At 37.3% G+C, this 13,800-nt stretch carries 10 protein-coding genes; 7 read left to right on the plus strand and 3 right to left on the minus strand.

The genetic code is table 11. From position 1 onward, the window contains the following. The first annotated feature begins 46 nt into the window (after window positions 1–46). The 3 genes from A3EM_RS0118410 (at window position 47) to A3EM_RS47615 (ending at window position 2,709) form a co-directional block, all read left to right on the plus strand. Window positions 47–1,726: an alkaline phosphatase family protein gene (locus A3EM_RS0118410; RefSeq protein WP_020529714.1), complete on the plus strand. Its 1,680-nt coding sequence runs from the start codon at window positions 47–49 to the stop codon at window positions 1,724–1,726. 17 nt (window positions 1,727–1,743) lie between these two features. Next, entirely contained in the window at window positions 1,744–2,346 is a 603-nt protein-coding gene (locus tag A3EM_RS0118415; RefSeq protein WP_020529715.1) for an HD domain-containing protein, read from the plus strand. A 108-nt stretch (window positions 2,347–2,454) separates the two neighbouring features. Next, window positions 2,455–2,709, plus strand: a complete 255-nt coding sequence (locus tag A3EM_RS47615; protein ID WP_157637955.1) for a CBU_0592 family membrane protein — start codon at window positions 2,455–2,457, stop codon at window positions 2,707–2,709. Here A3EM_RS47615 and A3EM_RS0118420 read toward each other — a convergent pair. Then, the gene (locus A3EM_RS0118420) at window positions 2,668–3,291 is read right to left on the minus strand and encodes a TetR family transcriptional regulator (RefSeq protein ID WP_044238965.1); all 624 of its coding nucleotides are present in this window, start codon (window positions 3,289–3,291) and stop codon (window positions 2,668–2,670) included. The two genes, A3EM_RS47615 and A3EM_RS0118420, sit on opposite strands and share 42 nt — an antisense overlap. 390 nt (window positions 3,292–3,681) lie before the next feature. Between A3EM_RS0118420 and A3EM_RS0118430 the strand changes: the two genes are divergently transcribed. From A3EM_RS0118430 to A3EM_RS0118445, 3 genes are all read left to right on the plus strand, one after another. Beyond that, on the plus strand, window positions 3,682–6,936 hold the full coding sequence (locus A3EM_RS0118430) for a SusC/RagA family TonB-linked outer membrane protein (protein WP_020529718.1): 3,255 nt from the start codon (window positions 3,682–3,684) through the stop codon (window positions 6,934–6,936). Window positions 6,937–6,958: 22 nt separating this feature from the next. After that, window positions 6,959–8,773, plus strand: coding sequence for a RagB/SusD family nutrient uptake outer membrane protein (locus A3EM_RS0118435; protein ID WP_020529719.1), 1,815 nt, complete (start codon window positions 6,959–6,961; stop codon window positions 8,771–8,773). Between the two features lie 291 nt (window positions 8,774–9,064). Beyond that, complete coding sequence (locus A3EM_RS0118445) at window positions 9,065–10,294, plus strand: alkaline phosphatase family protein (RefSeq protein ID WP_020529721.1); 1,230 nt, start codon at window positions 9,065–9,067, stop codon at window positions 10,292–10,294. A 45-nt stretch (window positions 10,295–10,339) separates the two neighbouring features. Here A3EM_RS0118445 and A3EM_RS45975 read toward each other — a convergent pair whose 3' ends face one another. After that, entirely contained in the window at window positions 10,340–12,235 is a 1,896-nt protein-coding gene (locus tag A3EM_RS45975) for a sensor histidine kinase (RefSeq protein WP_020529722.1), read from the minus strand. A 227-nt stretch (window positions 12,236–12,462) separates the two neighbouring features. Between A3EM_RS45975 and A3EM_RS0118460 the strand changes: the two genes are divergently transcribed. Then, a complete protein-coding gene (locus tag A3EM_RS0118460; protein ID WP_020529724.1) occupies window positions 12,463–12,894 on the plus strand; it encodes a hypothetical protein in 432 nt (143 codons plus the stop codon). Between the two features lie 117 nt (window positions 12,895–13,011). On the opposite strand, the gene A3EM_RS0118465 is transcribed toward A3EM_RS0118460, so the two are convergent. Further along, window positions 13,012–13,692 (minus strand): GDSL-type esterase/lipase family protein, encoded by a 681-nt coding sequence (locus A3EM_RS0118465; RefSeq protein WP_020529725.1) that lies wholly within the window; start codon window positions 13,690–13,692, stop codon window positions 13,012–13,014. Window positions 13,693–13,800: the final 108 nt, after the last annotated feature.

Here is a 13,800-nt window from a genome sequence, read left to right on the forward strand (position 1 = left end):
TTTTTGCTTTTATTTCCCAACCCTCAATTTTTTTTTAAATCTGATTATGAAAAATATCCTCACAATTTTAGTAGGACTGTTCATTTTTTCCTGCTCAAACCCCCAAAATGTTGAAGAATCGCAGGTACCTGTAAAAAGACAACTTGCTCAACACGTAATTGTAATTGGTGTAGATGGTATGAGTCCAAATGGCATCATGAATGCCAATACCCCAAATATCGATTTTTTAATTAAAAATGGCGCTTCTACCTTGAATGCCAGGGCAGTTTTACCCACCAGTAGTAGCCCGAATTGGGCTTCTATGATAATGGGAGCAGGTCCGGAACAGCATGGCATAACTTCCAATAGTTGGGAGAGGGATGAACATACCCTGCTTCCAGTATCCACTGGAATTGAGGATATTTTCCCAACAATTTTTGGGGTGCTGCATGAACAAAGACCAGAAGCTGAAATTGGAACAATTTATCATTGGGAGGGTTTTGGCCGTCTGTATGAAAAAAGCGCTGTGGATTATGACAGACACGGGGAAACAGAAGTCATCACTGCTGAACTAGCGGTGGAATACATTGCATCCAAAAAACCGGATTTATGTTTTATCCATTTTGATCATGTGGATGGTGCAGGGCATCATTATGGGCATGGATCGAAGGAATATTTTGAATCCATTTCTCTGGCTGATTCTTTAATCGGACAGGTTTATACTGCCATTGGAAATGCCGGAATTTTGGAAAATACTGTCATTGTGCTTTCTTCCGACCATGGGGGAATAGGTTTCGGTCATGGAGGAGAAACACCAGAAGAAATTACGATTCCATTTGTACTCTATGGAAATAAAGTCAAAAAAGGAAGTACCATAAAACATGAAGTTTTCACCTATGATAATGCAGCAACAGTGGCCTTTTTACTGGGGTTAAATCCTCCCTACGCATGGATTGGCAGACCCGTGAAAAGTGCATTTGAAGGCTATCCGGAGCCAAAAAGTAAAATGATTGTTCAAACTTTGCAGGCCCCGGTCATTTTTCCTCCGGCCAATATGTATGCCAAAGCAGGAGGATTATTTGTAGATGAAATTCCGAAAGCCAGGATTGAAAGTAATGATTCTACACTAGAAATACGATATACTATCAATGGGGAAATTCCTTCCAGAGAGAGCAAGCTTTATGAAGGCCCATTTTCCATCTATGAGACAATGGTATTGCAGGCCAAAGCTTTTGAACAAACGGGGGAAGAAAGTCCGGTGAGCAAAGCCTATTTCAGAGTGTTAAGAATAGGTGAAGGAAATGGGATAAATTATCAATTATTTAAAGGAACTGATTGGGAGAATATTCCTGAAATGGATAATTTGAAGTCTCATGAATCTGGGGAATTATTTGAGTTTGCTTTGCCTAAAGCTTATGTTGAAGGTAATCCGGGGCAATTTGCCATGACATTTGAAAGCTGGATATCCATAGATAAGGAAGGGAAATATACCTTCTATACTTATTCGGATGATGGCAGTATTTTATACATTAATGATAAGAAAATTGTGGATAATGGTGGGCAGCATGGAGTAATTGAAAGTAGTGGAGCAATCGAATTAAAGCCGGGAAAGCATAAAATTAAAGTTGATTATTTTAACCATGGTGGTGGGGCATGGTTGGAGGTTTTCATGAAAGGGCCGGGGATACCCAAACAAATTTTGCCGCCTAATAGATTATTTCTAAACAATACCAATTCAAAAATCTGATTCAAATTTTAGCTATTATGGAGCAATTCGATTTTGAGAAAATTAATGAGATAGTAACCTATTCCAAAGACAAAGCCGAAATTGCCGGAGCTTTGTGCCAGTTTCTGAAATCTGTAGGTAGTTTGCATCTCGATGAAATAATTACACAATACGAACATGGAATCCAAACTGCAGTTTTAGCCAAAAAAGAAGCAGGAAATGCCAGTTTAATAACTGCAGCTTTGCTTCACGATATTGGCCACTTAGTTACCGGAAAAGAAGAGGAATTACCAGATTTCCGGGAGGTGGATCTGGAACATGAACAAATAGCTGTCGATTTTCTAAAGAGAATTTATCCTCCTGCGGTGTTAGAACCTATAAGGTTACATGTGGATGCCAAACGGTATATTTGCACAGTGGATCAGCAATATTTCGATTTTCTATCCCCGGCTTCAAAAAATAGCCTTGAGCTACAGGGAGGTCGGTTTTCATCGTTGGAAAAAGAACTTTTTGAGGAAAACGAATTCTTTAGAGAAGCGGTGTTGTTGAGGAAATGGGATGATAGGGCAAAAGTGGAAAATCTCGAAATTCCTGACATCATGGAATTTAAATCTTATCTGGAGGAGAGCATTATTATTTGAAAGTCTGCATAGTACGGGTTTTTAATTCTATTTTTGAATGAAGTGATCTTTTAAGCTAAAAGAAATAAAATTAAACCTCTTCAATATTAGAATTAAAACTTAATCTCCATGATCTTTGAAATAATTGGCTGGATAGGGACAATTGTGTACATTCTTTCCTACTTTCTATTGAGCATAAATAAATTAAAATCACAGAGCATTACTTATCAGGCCATGAATGTTATAGGTGGGTTATGTTTGGTGATCAATGCCATTCACCTGAGTGATGGACCCACCTTTTTTCTCAATTTTATCTGGATGCTTATCGGGCTGTTTGCTGTTTTAAACGTGATTAGAAATAGGCGTAGAGTCAGTAATTTTTAACAAATTAATGGCCTGTTTTTTATAATTTTCCATTTTCTCATCATATTCACTTTCACTATCAACCATACCTAAATAGTAATAGGCTCCTTCCACCATAATGAATATGAGTTCTGCAGTCTGTTTTGCATTTTCCAATTCAACAGATCCTTCCTCAATACATTTTTGAATGGCTTCGGAAAGCATATTTCGTAAGGAATCATGAAGTTCACGGTACTTGTTTTTAATTTTCTGATCCCGGAAAATTAATGCGTAACAACTGTAATACACGCTGTCATCGTATAAATAATTCCATCCTTTTGAAAATAACCTGTCCAATAGACTGAGTAGGGCCACCAAGGGGTTCTTACCTGAAAAATCCTGTTCCTGATAGATTTGACTGTATTTTTCAAGATTAAATTCTATTAATCCAAAGATTAATTCTTCCCTGTTTTTAAAATAATGAATAATTAAACTAGGATTAATTGACATCTTTTTGGCAATTTTTGCGATTGATGTATTTTCCAATCCTTCTATTTTGGCAACTTCATAAAAGGCTTCTATTATTTGCTGCCTTCTGATGATGGATATACTTTTTCTTCCCATGATAATGCAAGATAAATCAGAATAATTTTTTTTCCTAATAAAAATTGATTGAACATTCATTTAATAAATAAACAAACCATTGTTCACATTCAGTTGATTTAAGTTGATCAACTTTGCCGAAAGATATCAATGAAAGCTGCAGCCAATAACCGACTGATTTTTTGGATACCAGTAATCAGGTACGCTGAATATTTTCAGCTCATTATAATAGCGTACTTGAGTTCCAGGCCTGGTAGCAAAATTTTACCTGAAAACCTTTGGGTGATTAATTAAAAGGTAAAAATAACAACCTTTTTATGTGCCATAACTACTTGATATTGAGTCACTCAATACTTAAAAAGTACTGGTACTTACTTCAAATTTTTAAAGTATCGAAAAAAAATCTACTTAATGATGAAAAAACTTTTTGGAACTATGGCAATACTGTTATGGTATTGCCTGATAAGTGTTTCAGCAAATGCCCAAACCACTATTTCAGGAAAAGTAGTGGATGATACTGACTTTCCATTGCCCGGTGTTAGTGTGTTGATAAAAGGCTCAACACTGGGAACTGTTACCGATGTAAATGGTAGTTATCAACTAAATGTGCCTTCCGAAGAAACTGTTTTGGTTTATTCCTTTATTGGTATGCAAGCCCAGGAAATTCTTGTGGGCAGTCAAACAGCTATCAACGTAAGCCTTAAGCCAGATGCATTAGAAATAAATGAAGTGGTGGTAGTGGGCTACGGAACTCAGAAAAAAGCAAATCTATCCGGAGCGGTAGACCAGCTTGACCCCAAAACAATAGAAAACCGGCCAATATCCAACCTTGCACAGGGTTTACAAGGAACAGTACCTAACCTTAATATAGATTTTCTGAGTGGGGAACCGGGTGAAGCCGCCAAAATTAACATAAGAGGAATTACCTCTATCAATGGTGGTGATCCTTTGATTCTTATAGATGGTGTTCCTTCCGATCCACTGGAATTAAACAGAATTTCCCCTCAGGATGTAGAAAAAATTTCCGTACTCAAAGATGCTTCCTCCGCAGCCATTTATGGAGCGAGAGCTGCTTATGGGGTAATCATCATTACAACAAAAAAGGGTAGGGGGGACAAGATGCAAATTTCCTACTCCAATAATTTCTCCTGGGACAAACCTACAGTTCTGCCTGAGAAAATTACCGATCCCTATATTTTCTCCAGGGTTTTGGAAACCTCAACAGATAATACGCCCTGGGATAATGTGAATTACAGTGATGAATTTTATAAATGGGCCAAAGAAAGATCGGATAACCCTTCAGGTGTTCCGGGTGTTAGGTTAAATCCTAATGATGAATCACAGTATGAATATATGGGCAACCAGGACTGGACACAATACTTTCTGGATGATTTTTCTGTATCACAAAATCACCAATTGGCTTTAAGTGGAGCTTCAGAGAAAGCAGATTTTTACCTTTCCGGAAATTATAATAAGCAAAATGGAGCCCTTAAAATTGCAGATGATTATTTCGATAGATTTAGTGTGAGAAGTAAGGTGAATTTTAGTCCAACCAAATGGTTTACTCTGGGGAATAATACTTTATTAACTTCTACCCAGAGAGTGAAACCTTACGAACTTTCCATTTGGGAACTTTATAATTTCTTTCCTACTTCCTGGGACAAAAATCCTGATGGTACCTGGGCAAACTCTGCTGTGGGTAGAGAAGCTGCTAAATTAACAGAAGGTGGTGATTATAAACAAGATTACAACAGCCTGCAATCCCAATTTACCACTCAGTTTTCCTTCTGGGAAGATGTCTTTAGAATAAATGCGGATTTTACTTACAGAAGAGGAGCCTATAATACGAAAGAAAACACCAAAAAATATAAGGTAGGATATGGTCCTGAAGACATCAGGGAAGTAGGCAGCAATTGGGCGAGAAGAAGTGCTGAATTCGAGAATTATTACGTTTTCAATGCTTATGCTACTTTCAATAATTATTTTGGGAAACACTTTGTCACTGCTATTGTCGGTTACAATCAGGAAAATTACAGACAGGACTGGACAAGGTCTTCGAGGTTAAATGTAATTTCCCCTTCATTACCTTCCATTGAATTAGCCACGGGAGATATGCAGGTAGAGGAATATATTAGAGAATGGGCGATTAGAGGGGCCTTTTATCGATTGAATTATATTTTTAATGACAAGTATATTGTAGAGTTCAACGGACGTTATGATGGGTCTTCTAAATTTCCAAAGGACAAAAGATTTGGGTTTTTCCCATCTGCTTCTGTAGCCTGGAGGGTTGATCAGGAAAACTTCTTTCAGCCTCTAACTCCTGCAGTGAGTTCATTTAAATTGAGGGCTTCCTATGGTTCGTTGGGAAATCAGTCGGGTGTTAGTGAATATGGCTACATTCCAACAATGAATGCGCAACAATCCGGAATTATGTTTGATGATGAGCGGCCATTAATGGTGACTCCTCCGGGGCTGGTTTCCGAGAATTATACCTGGGAAGAAGTTTCCACAATTAATTTTGGGGTAGATTTTGGTTTCTTTCAAAATAAAGTTTCTGCCACATTTGATATATATGAACGAAACACCATTGGCATGTTAATTCCCGGCAAAGAATTACCAGGTGTTTTGGGAGCAAGTGCACCCAAGGAAAATGCGGGGGATTTACAAACAAAAGGATGGGAACTTTCAGTAGCCTATATTAATCAATTTACACTGGGAAGTAAGCCGCTTAATTTTAATGCAAGGTTTATTTTATCGGATAACAAATCTACCATTACCAAATTTGATAATCCCAATAAAAACCTGACCCAGTTTTATGAGGGAATGGAATTGGGAGAAATCTGGGGATTACAAAGTGATGGATTTTTCCAGAGTGAAGATGAAATTGCCAATCTGGATGAATCAAGCTTAATTCCATGGGGAGCTTTGAGTATAGTACCCGGATGGCCAAAATATAAAGACCTGAACAATGATGGGGTAATTGAAAAAGGATTGACACTGGATGATACCAAAGACCTTTCAAAAATTGGAAGTTTTGCTCCAAGAATTCGATATGGTTTAAACCTTGGAGCGGACTGGAATGGATTTGATTTCAGTATCTTCTTCCAGGGCTTAGGTAAAAAGGATTATTATCCTCTTGATTATCTGTATTGGGGTTTTTATCAACAACCATATGCTGGTGGTTATACCCATACTTTAGATTATTACCGGCCTACAGCTGACAGCGAAGCAGAAAGGGCTAAACATTCTCAGGCTTATATCGATGCAGGATTGGCCGATCAGAATTTAGATTCGGAATACCCAGTGCTTCAATCCTGGCTGGCGGACAGAAACCTAGGGGAAAGAATTAATGAGAGCAAAGGCCTGGCTATTCCCCAGACCAGATACCAGTTGAATGCGGCTTATCTGCGGTTGAAAAACTTAACTATCGGTTATACCCTTCCACAATTGCTTACCGAAAAAATCCGTGTCCAGCGACTTAGGGTATATGTAAGTGGAGAAAATTTGGCCGAGTGGTCAGCCATTAAAAAGTATTTTGATCCTGAGGCGATTAACGATAATATCAATTACAACCCCGGATTGAATCCTGCCTACAGAGAGGACGGTAAGGGATATGCTTATCCATATATGAGAAGATATGCCATTGGCCTAAATGTAACTTTCTAAAAAGCACAAATTCAAAGAAATAATGAAAACTATAAATAAAATTTTGCTTTTATTCATGCTTACCGGATTTGGGGTAGCATGTAATGATGACTTTTTGGAAAAACTTCCAGAAACGGAAATTGGAACTGATAACTTTTTCAATACTGAGGAAGACCTTTCGATTTACTCCAACAATTTTTATTCTGTATTTCCCGGATTTGATAAGTACAATTCTGACAGAGCCACCGATAATGCGACTACCACCGGTAACACCGAACTAAAAACCATCATGACAGGATCTGCAAATTCTGCCAGCATAACCGGAGGATGGAACTGGGGAAACCTGAGAAGTATTAACCTGTTCCTGGAGAACATAGAAGGAGCGCAGGTAAGTGAGGAAGTTAAACTTCACTACGAAGGCATTGGAAGGTTTTTCAGGGCGATGTTTTATATGAATATGGTATCGAGATATTCGGATGTACCCTGGTATGATGTCGCGCTTGGAACTGCAGATACGGAATTGTTGTACAAAGGAAGGGATTCACGTGAAATGGTTGTGGAAAAAGTATTTGAAGATTATCAATTTGCAGCTGAACATGTAAGAACCAGCAGTAGAACTGGGGAGGTAAATCAGTGGGTAGTGAAAACTTATATGGCCAGACATGCTTTGTATGAAGGTACTTACAGAAAATACCATAGTGAATTACAATTACAGGGAACTGCCGATAAATTTATTGAGATTGCCCGGAATATGGCTATGGACGTAATGGAAAACGGAGGCTTTAATTTGTTTTCCACCGGAGAAATTAATTCAGATTACCATAGTCTGTTTGTGAGTACATCACTGGCTGGCAACCCGGAAATTATCTTTCAAAAAGTACATAAAAATGATGTGTTGAACAGTGGGTTTTCCCAGACAGTTTTCGGTAATTATGAAGTAAGTCCTTCTAAAGATTTGGTTCAGAGTTATCTGATGGCGGATGGAAGTTATTATACAAACCAGGAGAATTATGAAACTAAGCTTTTTGTAGAGGAATTTGAAAACAGGGACCCGAGGTTGAGCCAGACCTATGCTTTTCCAGGTTTTGTATTAATAAATACAGGAACTTACTCGCAGGGTGGAGGTACATACGTGCAACAATTACAGAAAAACTTCTCAGGATATCATCAAATAAAGGGCTTTGTCAACAATCCTGATATTACAGTTTCCAATAGTCTTGATATTCCGGTTTTGAGATATGCTGAGGTATTATTAACCTATGCAGAAGCAAAAGCAGAATTGGGCCAATTGACTCAGGCTGATCTGGATATGACTGTAAATGCCATAAGGTTTAGAGTTGGAATGCCGGTTTTAAGCATGAACCCTGCAGTTGATCCTGTTCAGGAAAAACGTTATCCGAATGTTCAGGGAGCATCTCCCAATTGGAAAGAGTTGCTGGAAATCAGGAGAGAAAGAAGAATTGAATTGGCATTGGAAGGATTTAGACAGGATGATTTAATGCGGTGGAATGCGGGTAAATTGCTTGAAGCAGAACCAGAAGGTTTGTATTTCCCAGGTTTGGGTAAATATGACCTTACCGGAGATGATATCGAGGACATTATTTTAATACCAAACTCAGAGGTGATCCCTGAAGGTGATGATAAAGAAACCAATGCGTTGGGAGAAAAACTGATTTACTACAGAGTTGGGGTACAAGGAGATGATGCTTCAGTTTATTTAGAAAACGGAACATCTGGTACTATTCAGACGGTAGCTGAAAGAGGAACTTTTGAAGAACCAAAGCATTACTACCGACCAATTCCTAGTACTCAGGTAACCATAAACCCGAATCTGACCCAGATTTTTGGATGGGATTAATTATAGCGAACCGCTGCCGGTTTAATGGGAGAATTTTCTGGAAGTACCTGATACGAATAAGTAGCTGTAGGCTTCCATTTTCCCAATTTAATTTGTTTTAGTTGAGTTTTGCCTGGCCCTGAATGGTAGGTGTTTCCACCTACCATTCTATTTTTGTTTTTTAAATCTTTGTAGATTGAAAATACAGGATAAAAGGTTTCCGGGATGCCTTTGGGCTAAACCTACTTATAATCAAACAAGTGAGGCGAAATTTCACCCGGAATTTTAATAGAATTACTTAAAATAAGAATCATGAAAAAGACTTTTTCAACACTAACCATATTGTTTCTGGCATTCATTTCCTTTGCTCAGCAACCTAAAACCAAGGTGATTTTTGTGATTGCAGATGGAATCTCTGCTGATGCCTTGGAAAAAATAGAAACACCACATCTGGATGAGCTGGCAGCAATTGGTGGTTATTCCAGAGCCTATGTAGGAGGGAAAAAAGGTGGATATTCTGAGACACCTACAATTTCGGCTGTAGGGTATAACAGCCTGTTAACGGGAACCTGGGTGAATAAACATAATGTTTTTGGAAATGGAATAAAAGATCCAAACTATAATTACTGGACCATTTTCAGGTTCGCTAAAGCACAAAAACCTGAACTAAAAACAGCTATTTATTCTACCTGGCTGGACAACCGAACCAAACTAATAGGAGAGGGGCTTGAGCAAACCAACCACGTAAAAGTAGATATTGCCTATGATGGATATGAACTGGATACAGTCCAATTTCCACATGACAAGGAAAGGTTATTTATTCATCACATAGATGAACTGGTTATTGAAAAGGCCGTGGAAAGTATAAAAAAGGATGCACCCGACTTATCCTGGGTTTATTTGGAGTATACTGATGACATTGGCCACAAATTCGGAGACAGTGAGCAGTTCGATAATGCCATCAGGATAGTGGATAATCAAATTGGCAAATTGAAGGAAGCCATGGATTATAGAGCTGCAAAGTTTCAAGAAAACTGGGAAATATATATTACCACCGACCATGGCCGGGATGAGAAGACTGGTAAACATCACGGAGGGCAGTCTGATAGAGAACGTTCTACCTGGATTGTAACCAACGCCCAAAAATTAAATAGCTATTTTGAAAAGGAAACTCCTGGAATTGTGGATATTATGCCTGCCATGATGAGAAGCCTAAAGCTTAATCCCGGCAAAGATCAAGCTTATGAAATTGATGGTGTCTCAATTACCGGTCCTTTATCAGTAGCTGGTGCGGATGCGACTTATGAGGAGGGAAAAATAGACCTACGATGGAAGTCTTTTCAGAAAAATGAGCAATTAAAAATCTATGTAAGCACTACAAATAACTTTACCAAAGGCAATAAGGATACCTATGAATTGATGAAAACGGTCAGGTCAGGAGATGGAAAAGTTATTTTGGATGTATCAAAAATGCCCTCTGAAATCTATAAAATAGTTTTGGAAGGGAAACACAATGTCACCAATACCTGGATTAAGTTATAGATTGAATTCATCAATTTTATTGCCTGAGTCTGGTTTGCCTGTAATTTATGACACGACCGGCTCTATTTGTTCATGTGAAATGGTTAAAGGGTTTTCCTCAAATGGACCAGGGTAATTTGGAAAGTCTAATTTAAAGGTCGTGCCATTTCCAAAGATCGACTCCATGTGAATGTTACCGTCAATTTTTTTGACGGTTTCTTTCACAATGTATAACCCAAGTCCTGAACCAGGATTATCACTTGTAGCTCTGTAAAACATTTCAAAAACTTTTTCCTGGTGTTCCGGGCGGATGCCAATTCCATTATCTGAAATAGTGAATTTGATGGTTTCCGGATTGATTTGGATGGAAATTTTTATAAGTACAAAATCCTGATCCTTTTTTACATATTTAATAGCATTAGAGATGAGGTTATTAAAAATAATAAACAGCCTTCTTTTATCCTGAAAGACCGGAAAGTTACCCTCCATTTCAATAACTTTTTCCACCTTTTGAGAATAAGCACCAAATTTTTGCTGGTCGAATATTTCCTCAATGATTTCAGTAAGGGATACTTTTTCTATATTCAGAGAAGTCCTAACATTTTTAGTCAGGGTAACTACATCCTCTATAAATGCTTTTAGCTTGAGCAAACTTCCTGAAAGCATTTCAAGATATTTTTCCTTTTGATTTTCATCGTTTTCCAGCTTATAAATCTGGATAAGTCCGAGGGCAGAAGTGATGGGTGCCTTAAGATCATGGGAAGCGCTGTAGACAAACTGATCCAATTCAAGATTTACCTGTTGTAATTCTTTAAAACTCCTTTCCAGGTCGTGATTTTTATGGTTTATTTCATTTAACTGACTCTCTACTTTTTCAATTAATTTCCGGAAATAAAGCGATAGTTCATTGACTTCAGAAGAAGCATTTTTGAGTTTTAAATCTTTTCGGATAAAGTTTTCGCTTTGAATAATTTGTTTTATCTCAGCTGTGAGAATCTTAATGGGTTTGGCTATTTTATTGGCTGTCATTATGCTTATCAGAAAACTCATTATCGCAGAAAGAATCACAGAGATAAAATAAATAAAACGGATTCTTTCTGTGGCAAACCTTTCATAGGCAGCTGCATTTTGGTTTACCAAAGCCAGTAGATCCTGGATTTCTTCGGATACCATATTTAGTTTATCTTTCACTCCACTATGGTACAAATCCCCCATTTCCTTTTCAATGGCCACTATTTTATTGAAGGTAATGGTATATTTTTCCAGTGTGGTTAAAGCTTCCTGGTGGCCAGAATTTTTCAACTTTTGTTGAATGGCCTTACTAAGTTCATTTACCTTATTTACATATTCAACATTTTCCCTTAAGAAGTAATCCTTTTCGTGCCTTCTTAGCATGAGAAGGTCGTTGAGTGGAACTACTGCATTCCTTTCAAGTGAATGGGCATAGCTCCGCATTTCCCCTTCCAGTCCCCAATTCTTAAAACCTCTTTTTTGCTGAAGGCTCACCAATTCATGAAAGTAACTATTCATTTCTTCCAGCCTGGAATTTATAAGGGTAAGTTCATGGCCAACCTGAAAATTTTCAAGTACTTTTTCACCCATCAATATGTTGAGTTCCAACTTTATTTTCTGGTATAATACACTTTGCTTTTCAAGTAGAGGCGTGCTTCCGTTTTTATACAATTCGTCATCTACCATTTCCTTTTCCAGAAAGCTAAACTGAAAATTAAGCAATCGTATCATATCCAATTCAGCAATAGAAATAACCTCTTTTACATCTCTTAACTCATCGGAATTTTTAAGGAATATTAATGAGGTAATGGTGATTGACAACAACAAAAAAGTTAAGGACAGAAATCCGGTTAAAAGTTGTTTTCTTATAGAGAATTTTTTACCCAAAAATGGCCGCACAATTAAATAAATTTTGGTTCTGTAGGGATTTTTATAAATCCTGTTTTTCAAGGTATTTTAACGAAAAATCTAAATTTTTTTAATCCAGATGGAATGAACTAATTGTTAATTTTTTGAAGCCATCCAGGAAAGAATCTGGAACATAAAAACCGGTTAAAACTGCCGTTTTTATTTCATCAATCCATAATGATGATCTGTGGAACTCAGAAAAAATCAAACAACTTTCCGGGAACGCAGTCGTTTTCCTCCAAAAATAAAATTAAACCTTTAATTACTATATGAAGACTATTTACAAAAACCAGTTTGTGGAAGTATTTTTTGATGAAAAAAATGCACTTTTAATTGATGTGTGGACCCAAAAGACCGAGAACCTTTCAAAGGAGGGTTTTAAAGAACTATTACTGGATTGGAAGAACCTGGCAGAGGACCACAAAATAAGATTTGCCCTTACCAACCTGAAAGCATTTGCCTTACCAATGACCCCTGAGTTACAGGATTGGACCGTAGAAAATATTACAAAACCTCTATGTGAAAAAGGATACTACACCCGTCATGCTTTTGTAATGCCCGAAGAATTTATTGCTCAGTTAGCCATAGAGCAATTTGCTGAAGAAACTGATACGAATGCTTCACCAACCAGATATTTCGGTGATGAAGAAGAAGCCAAAAGTTGGGTTTTAGACGGGAAATTGGAAAGCATCACAAAGTAATTGACAAATTCAAAATTTAAAAAAATAGCTCTTTTCCTTCAATGGGAAAGAGCTATTTTTTTAATAAAGTTACCCGAAGCTTTTAAGAAGAACCAGGGTAGGGGACTAGCAAAGAATTTATCTCAAATAATCCTCAATTTCTTTCTTCCAAAGGGCATAACCGTTTTCATTCATGTGAAGTCCATCCTTAAGGAAAATATTAGGCAAAGGTTCTCCATTTTCCCCAAGCATCACATCCCAGATATTTATAAAATCTACCTGACTTTTTTTACTGGCGTATTTGCTCATTTTTGTATTGGTTTCCTGCATCTTATCTTTGAGTTCCCACCTTTTTAAACTTGGTTTTAGAGAAATATAAGCCACTGAAGACTCAGGAAAATGCTTAAGAATCCATTTAATTAAAGTCTTCCCGTCTTTGGCTGCTTCCTTTGGAGATTTATTAGCTGCAATGTCATTTTCTCCCACATAAATCACCACCTGGCTGGGTTTGTAGGGTAAAATAAGGCGCTCCTTAAATGTTAAAATGTCACTGGTTTGAGATCCTCCAAAGCCACGGTTTAAGATTTTTTTTCCGGGGAAATATTCTTCTATATCCTTCCAAATCGTAATTGAGGAACTCCCAATGAACAAAATTTTCCCGGGTTCGGGCATTTTCTGTGCGTCCTTTTCTTCAAAATTCTGAATAGCTTTTTCCCATTTGTTAGAGGCATTTTGCTCCTGGCTATAAGCGATATTAGAGACAAAATAAGATAAAAGTAAAAGAGATAAGCTAAAGACGTTAAGTAATTGTTTTTTCATTTTTAATAGTTTTAATTTTCAATTTTAGTAGAAAAAATGTAGGGATAAATTTCCCCTTGAAATTAGTAAAGAAGCCTTAAAATTAAAATCTGTTTTGTCAATTTACAG

The organism is Flexithrix dorotheae DSM 6795 (genome assembly GCF_000379765.1).
Classification (GTDB): domain Bacteria; phylum Bacteroidota; class Bacteroidia; order Cytophagales; family Flammeovirgaceae; genus Flexithrix; species Flexithrix dorotheae.

Bases quoted from the DNA above. Each gene is read 5' to 3' on its own strand.
- A3EM_RS0118435 (WP_020529719.1), top strand. From the start codon at position 6,959: ATGAAAACTATAAATAAAATTTTGCTTTTATTCATGCTTACCGGATTT.
- A3EM_RS0118445 (WP_020529721.1), top strand. From the start codon at position 9,065: ATGAAAAAGACTTTTTCAACACTAACCATATTGTTTCTGGCATTCATT.
- A3EM_RS0118420 (WP_044238965.1), bottom strand. From the start codon at position 3,291: ATGGGAAGAAAAAGTATATCCATCATCAGAAGGCAGCAAATAATAGAA.
- A3EM_RS0118410 (WP_020529714.1), top strand. From the start codon at position 47: ATGAAAAATATCCTCACAATTTTAGTAGGACTGTTCATTTTTTCCTGC.
- A3EM_RS47615 (WP_157637955.1), top strand. From the start codon at position 2,455: ATGATCTTTGAAATAATTGGCTGGATAGGGACAATTGTGTACATTCTT.
- A3EM_RS0118465 (WP_020529725.1), bottom strand. From the start codon at position 13,692: ATGAAAAAACAATTACTTAACGTCTTTAGCTTATCTCTTTTACTTTTA.
- A3EM_RS0118430 (WP_020529718.1), top strand. From the start codon at position 3,682: ATGATGAAAAAACTTTTTGGAACTATGGCAATACTGTTATGGTATTGC.
- A3EM_RS0118415 (WP_020529715.1), top strand. From the start codon at position 1,744: ATGGAGCAATTCGATTTTGAGAAAATTAATGAGATAGTAACCTATTCC.
- A3EM_RS0118460 (WP_020529724.1), top strand. From the start codon at position 12,463: ATGAAGACTATTTACAAAAACCAGTTTGTGGAAGTATTTTTTGATGAA.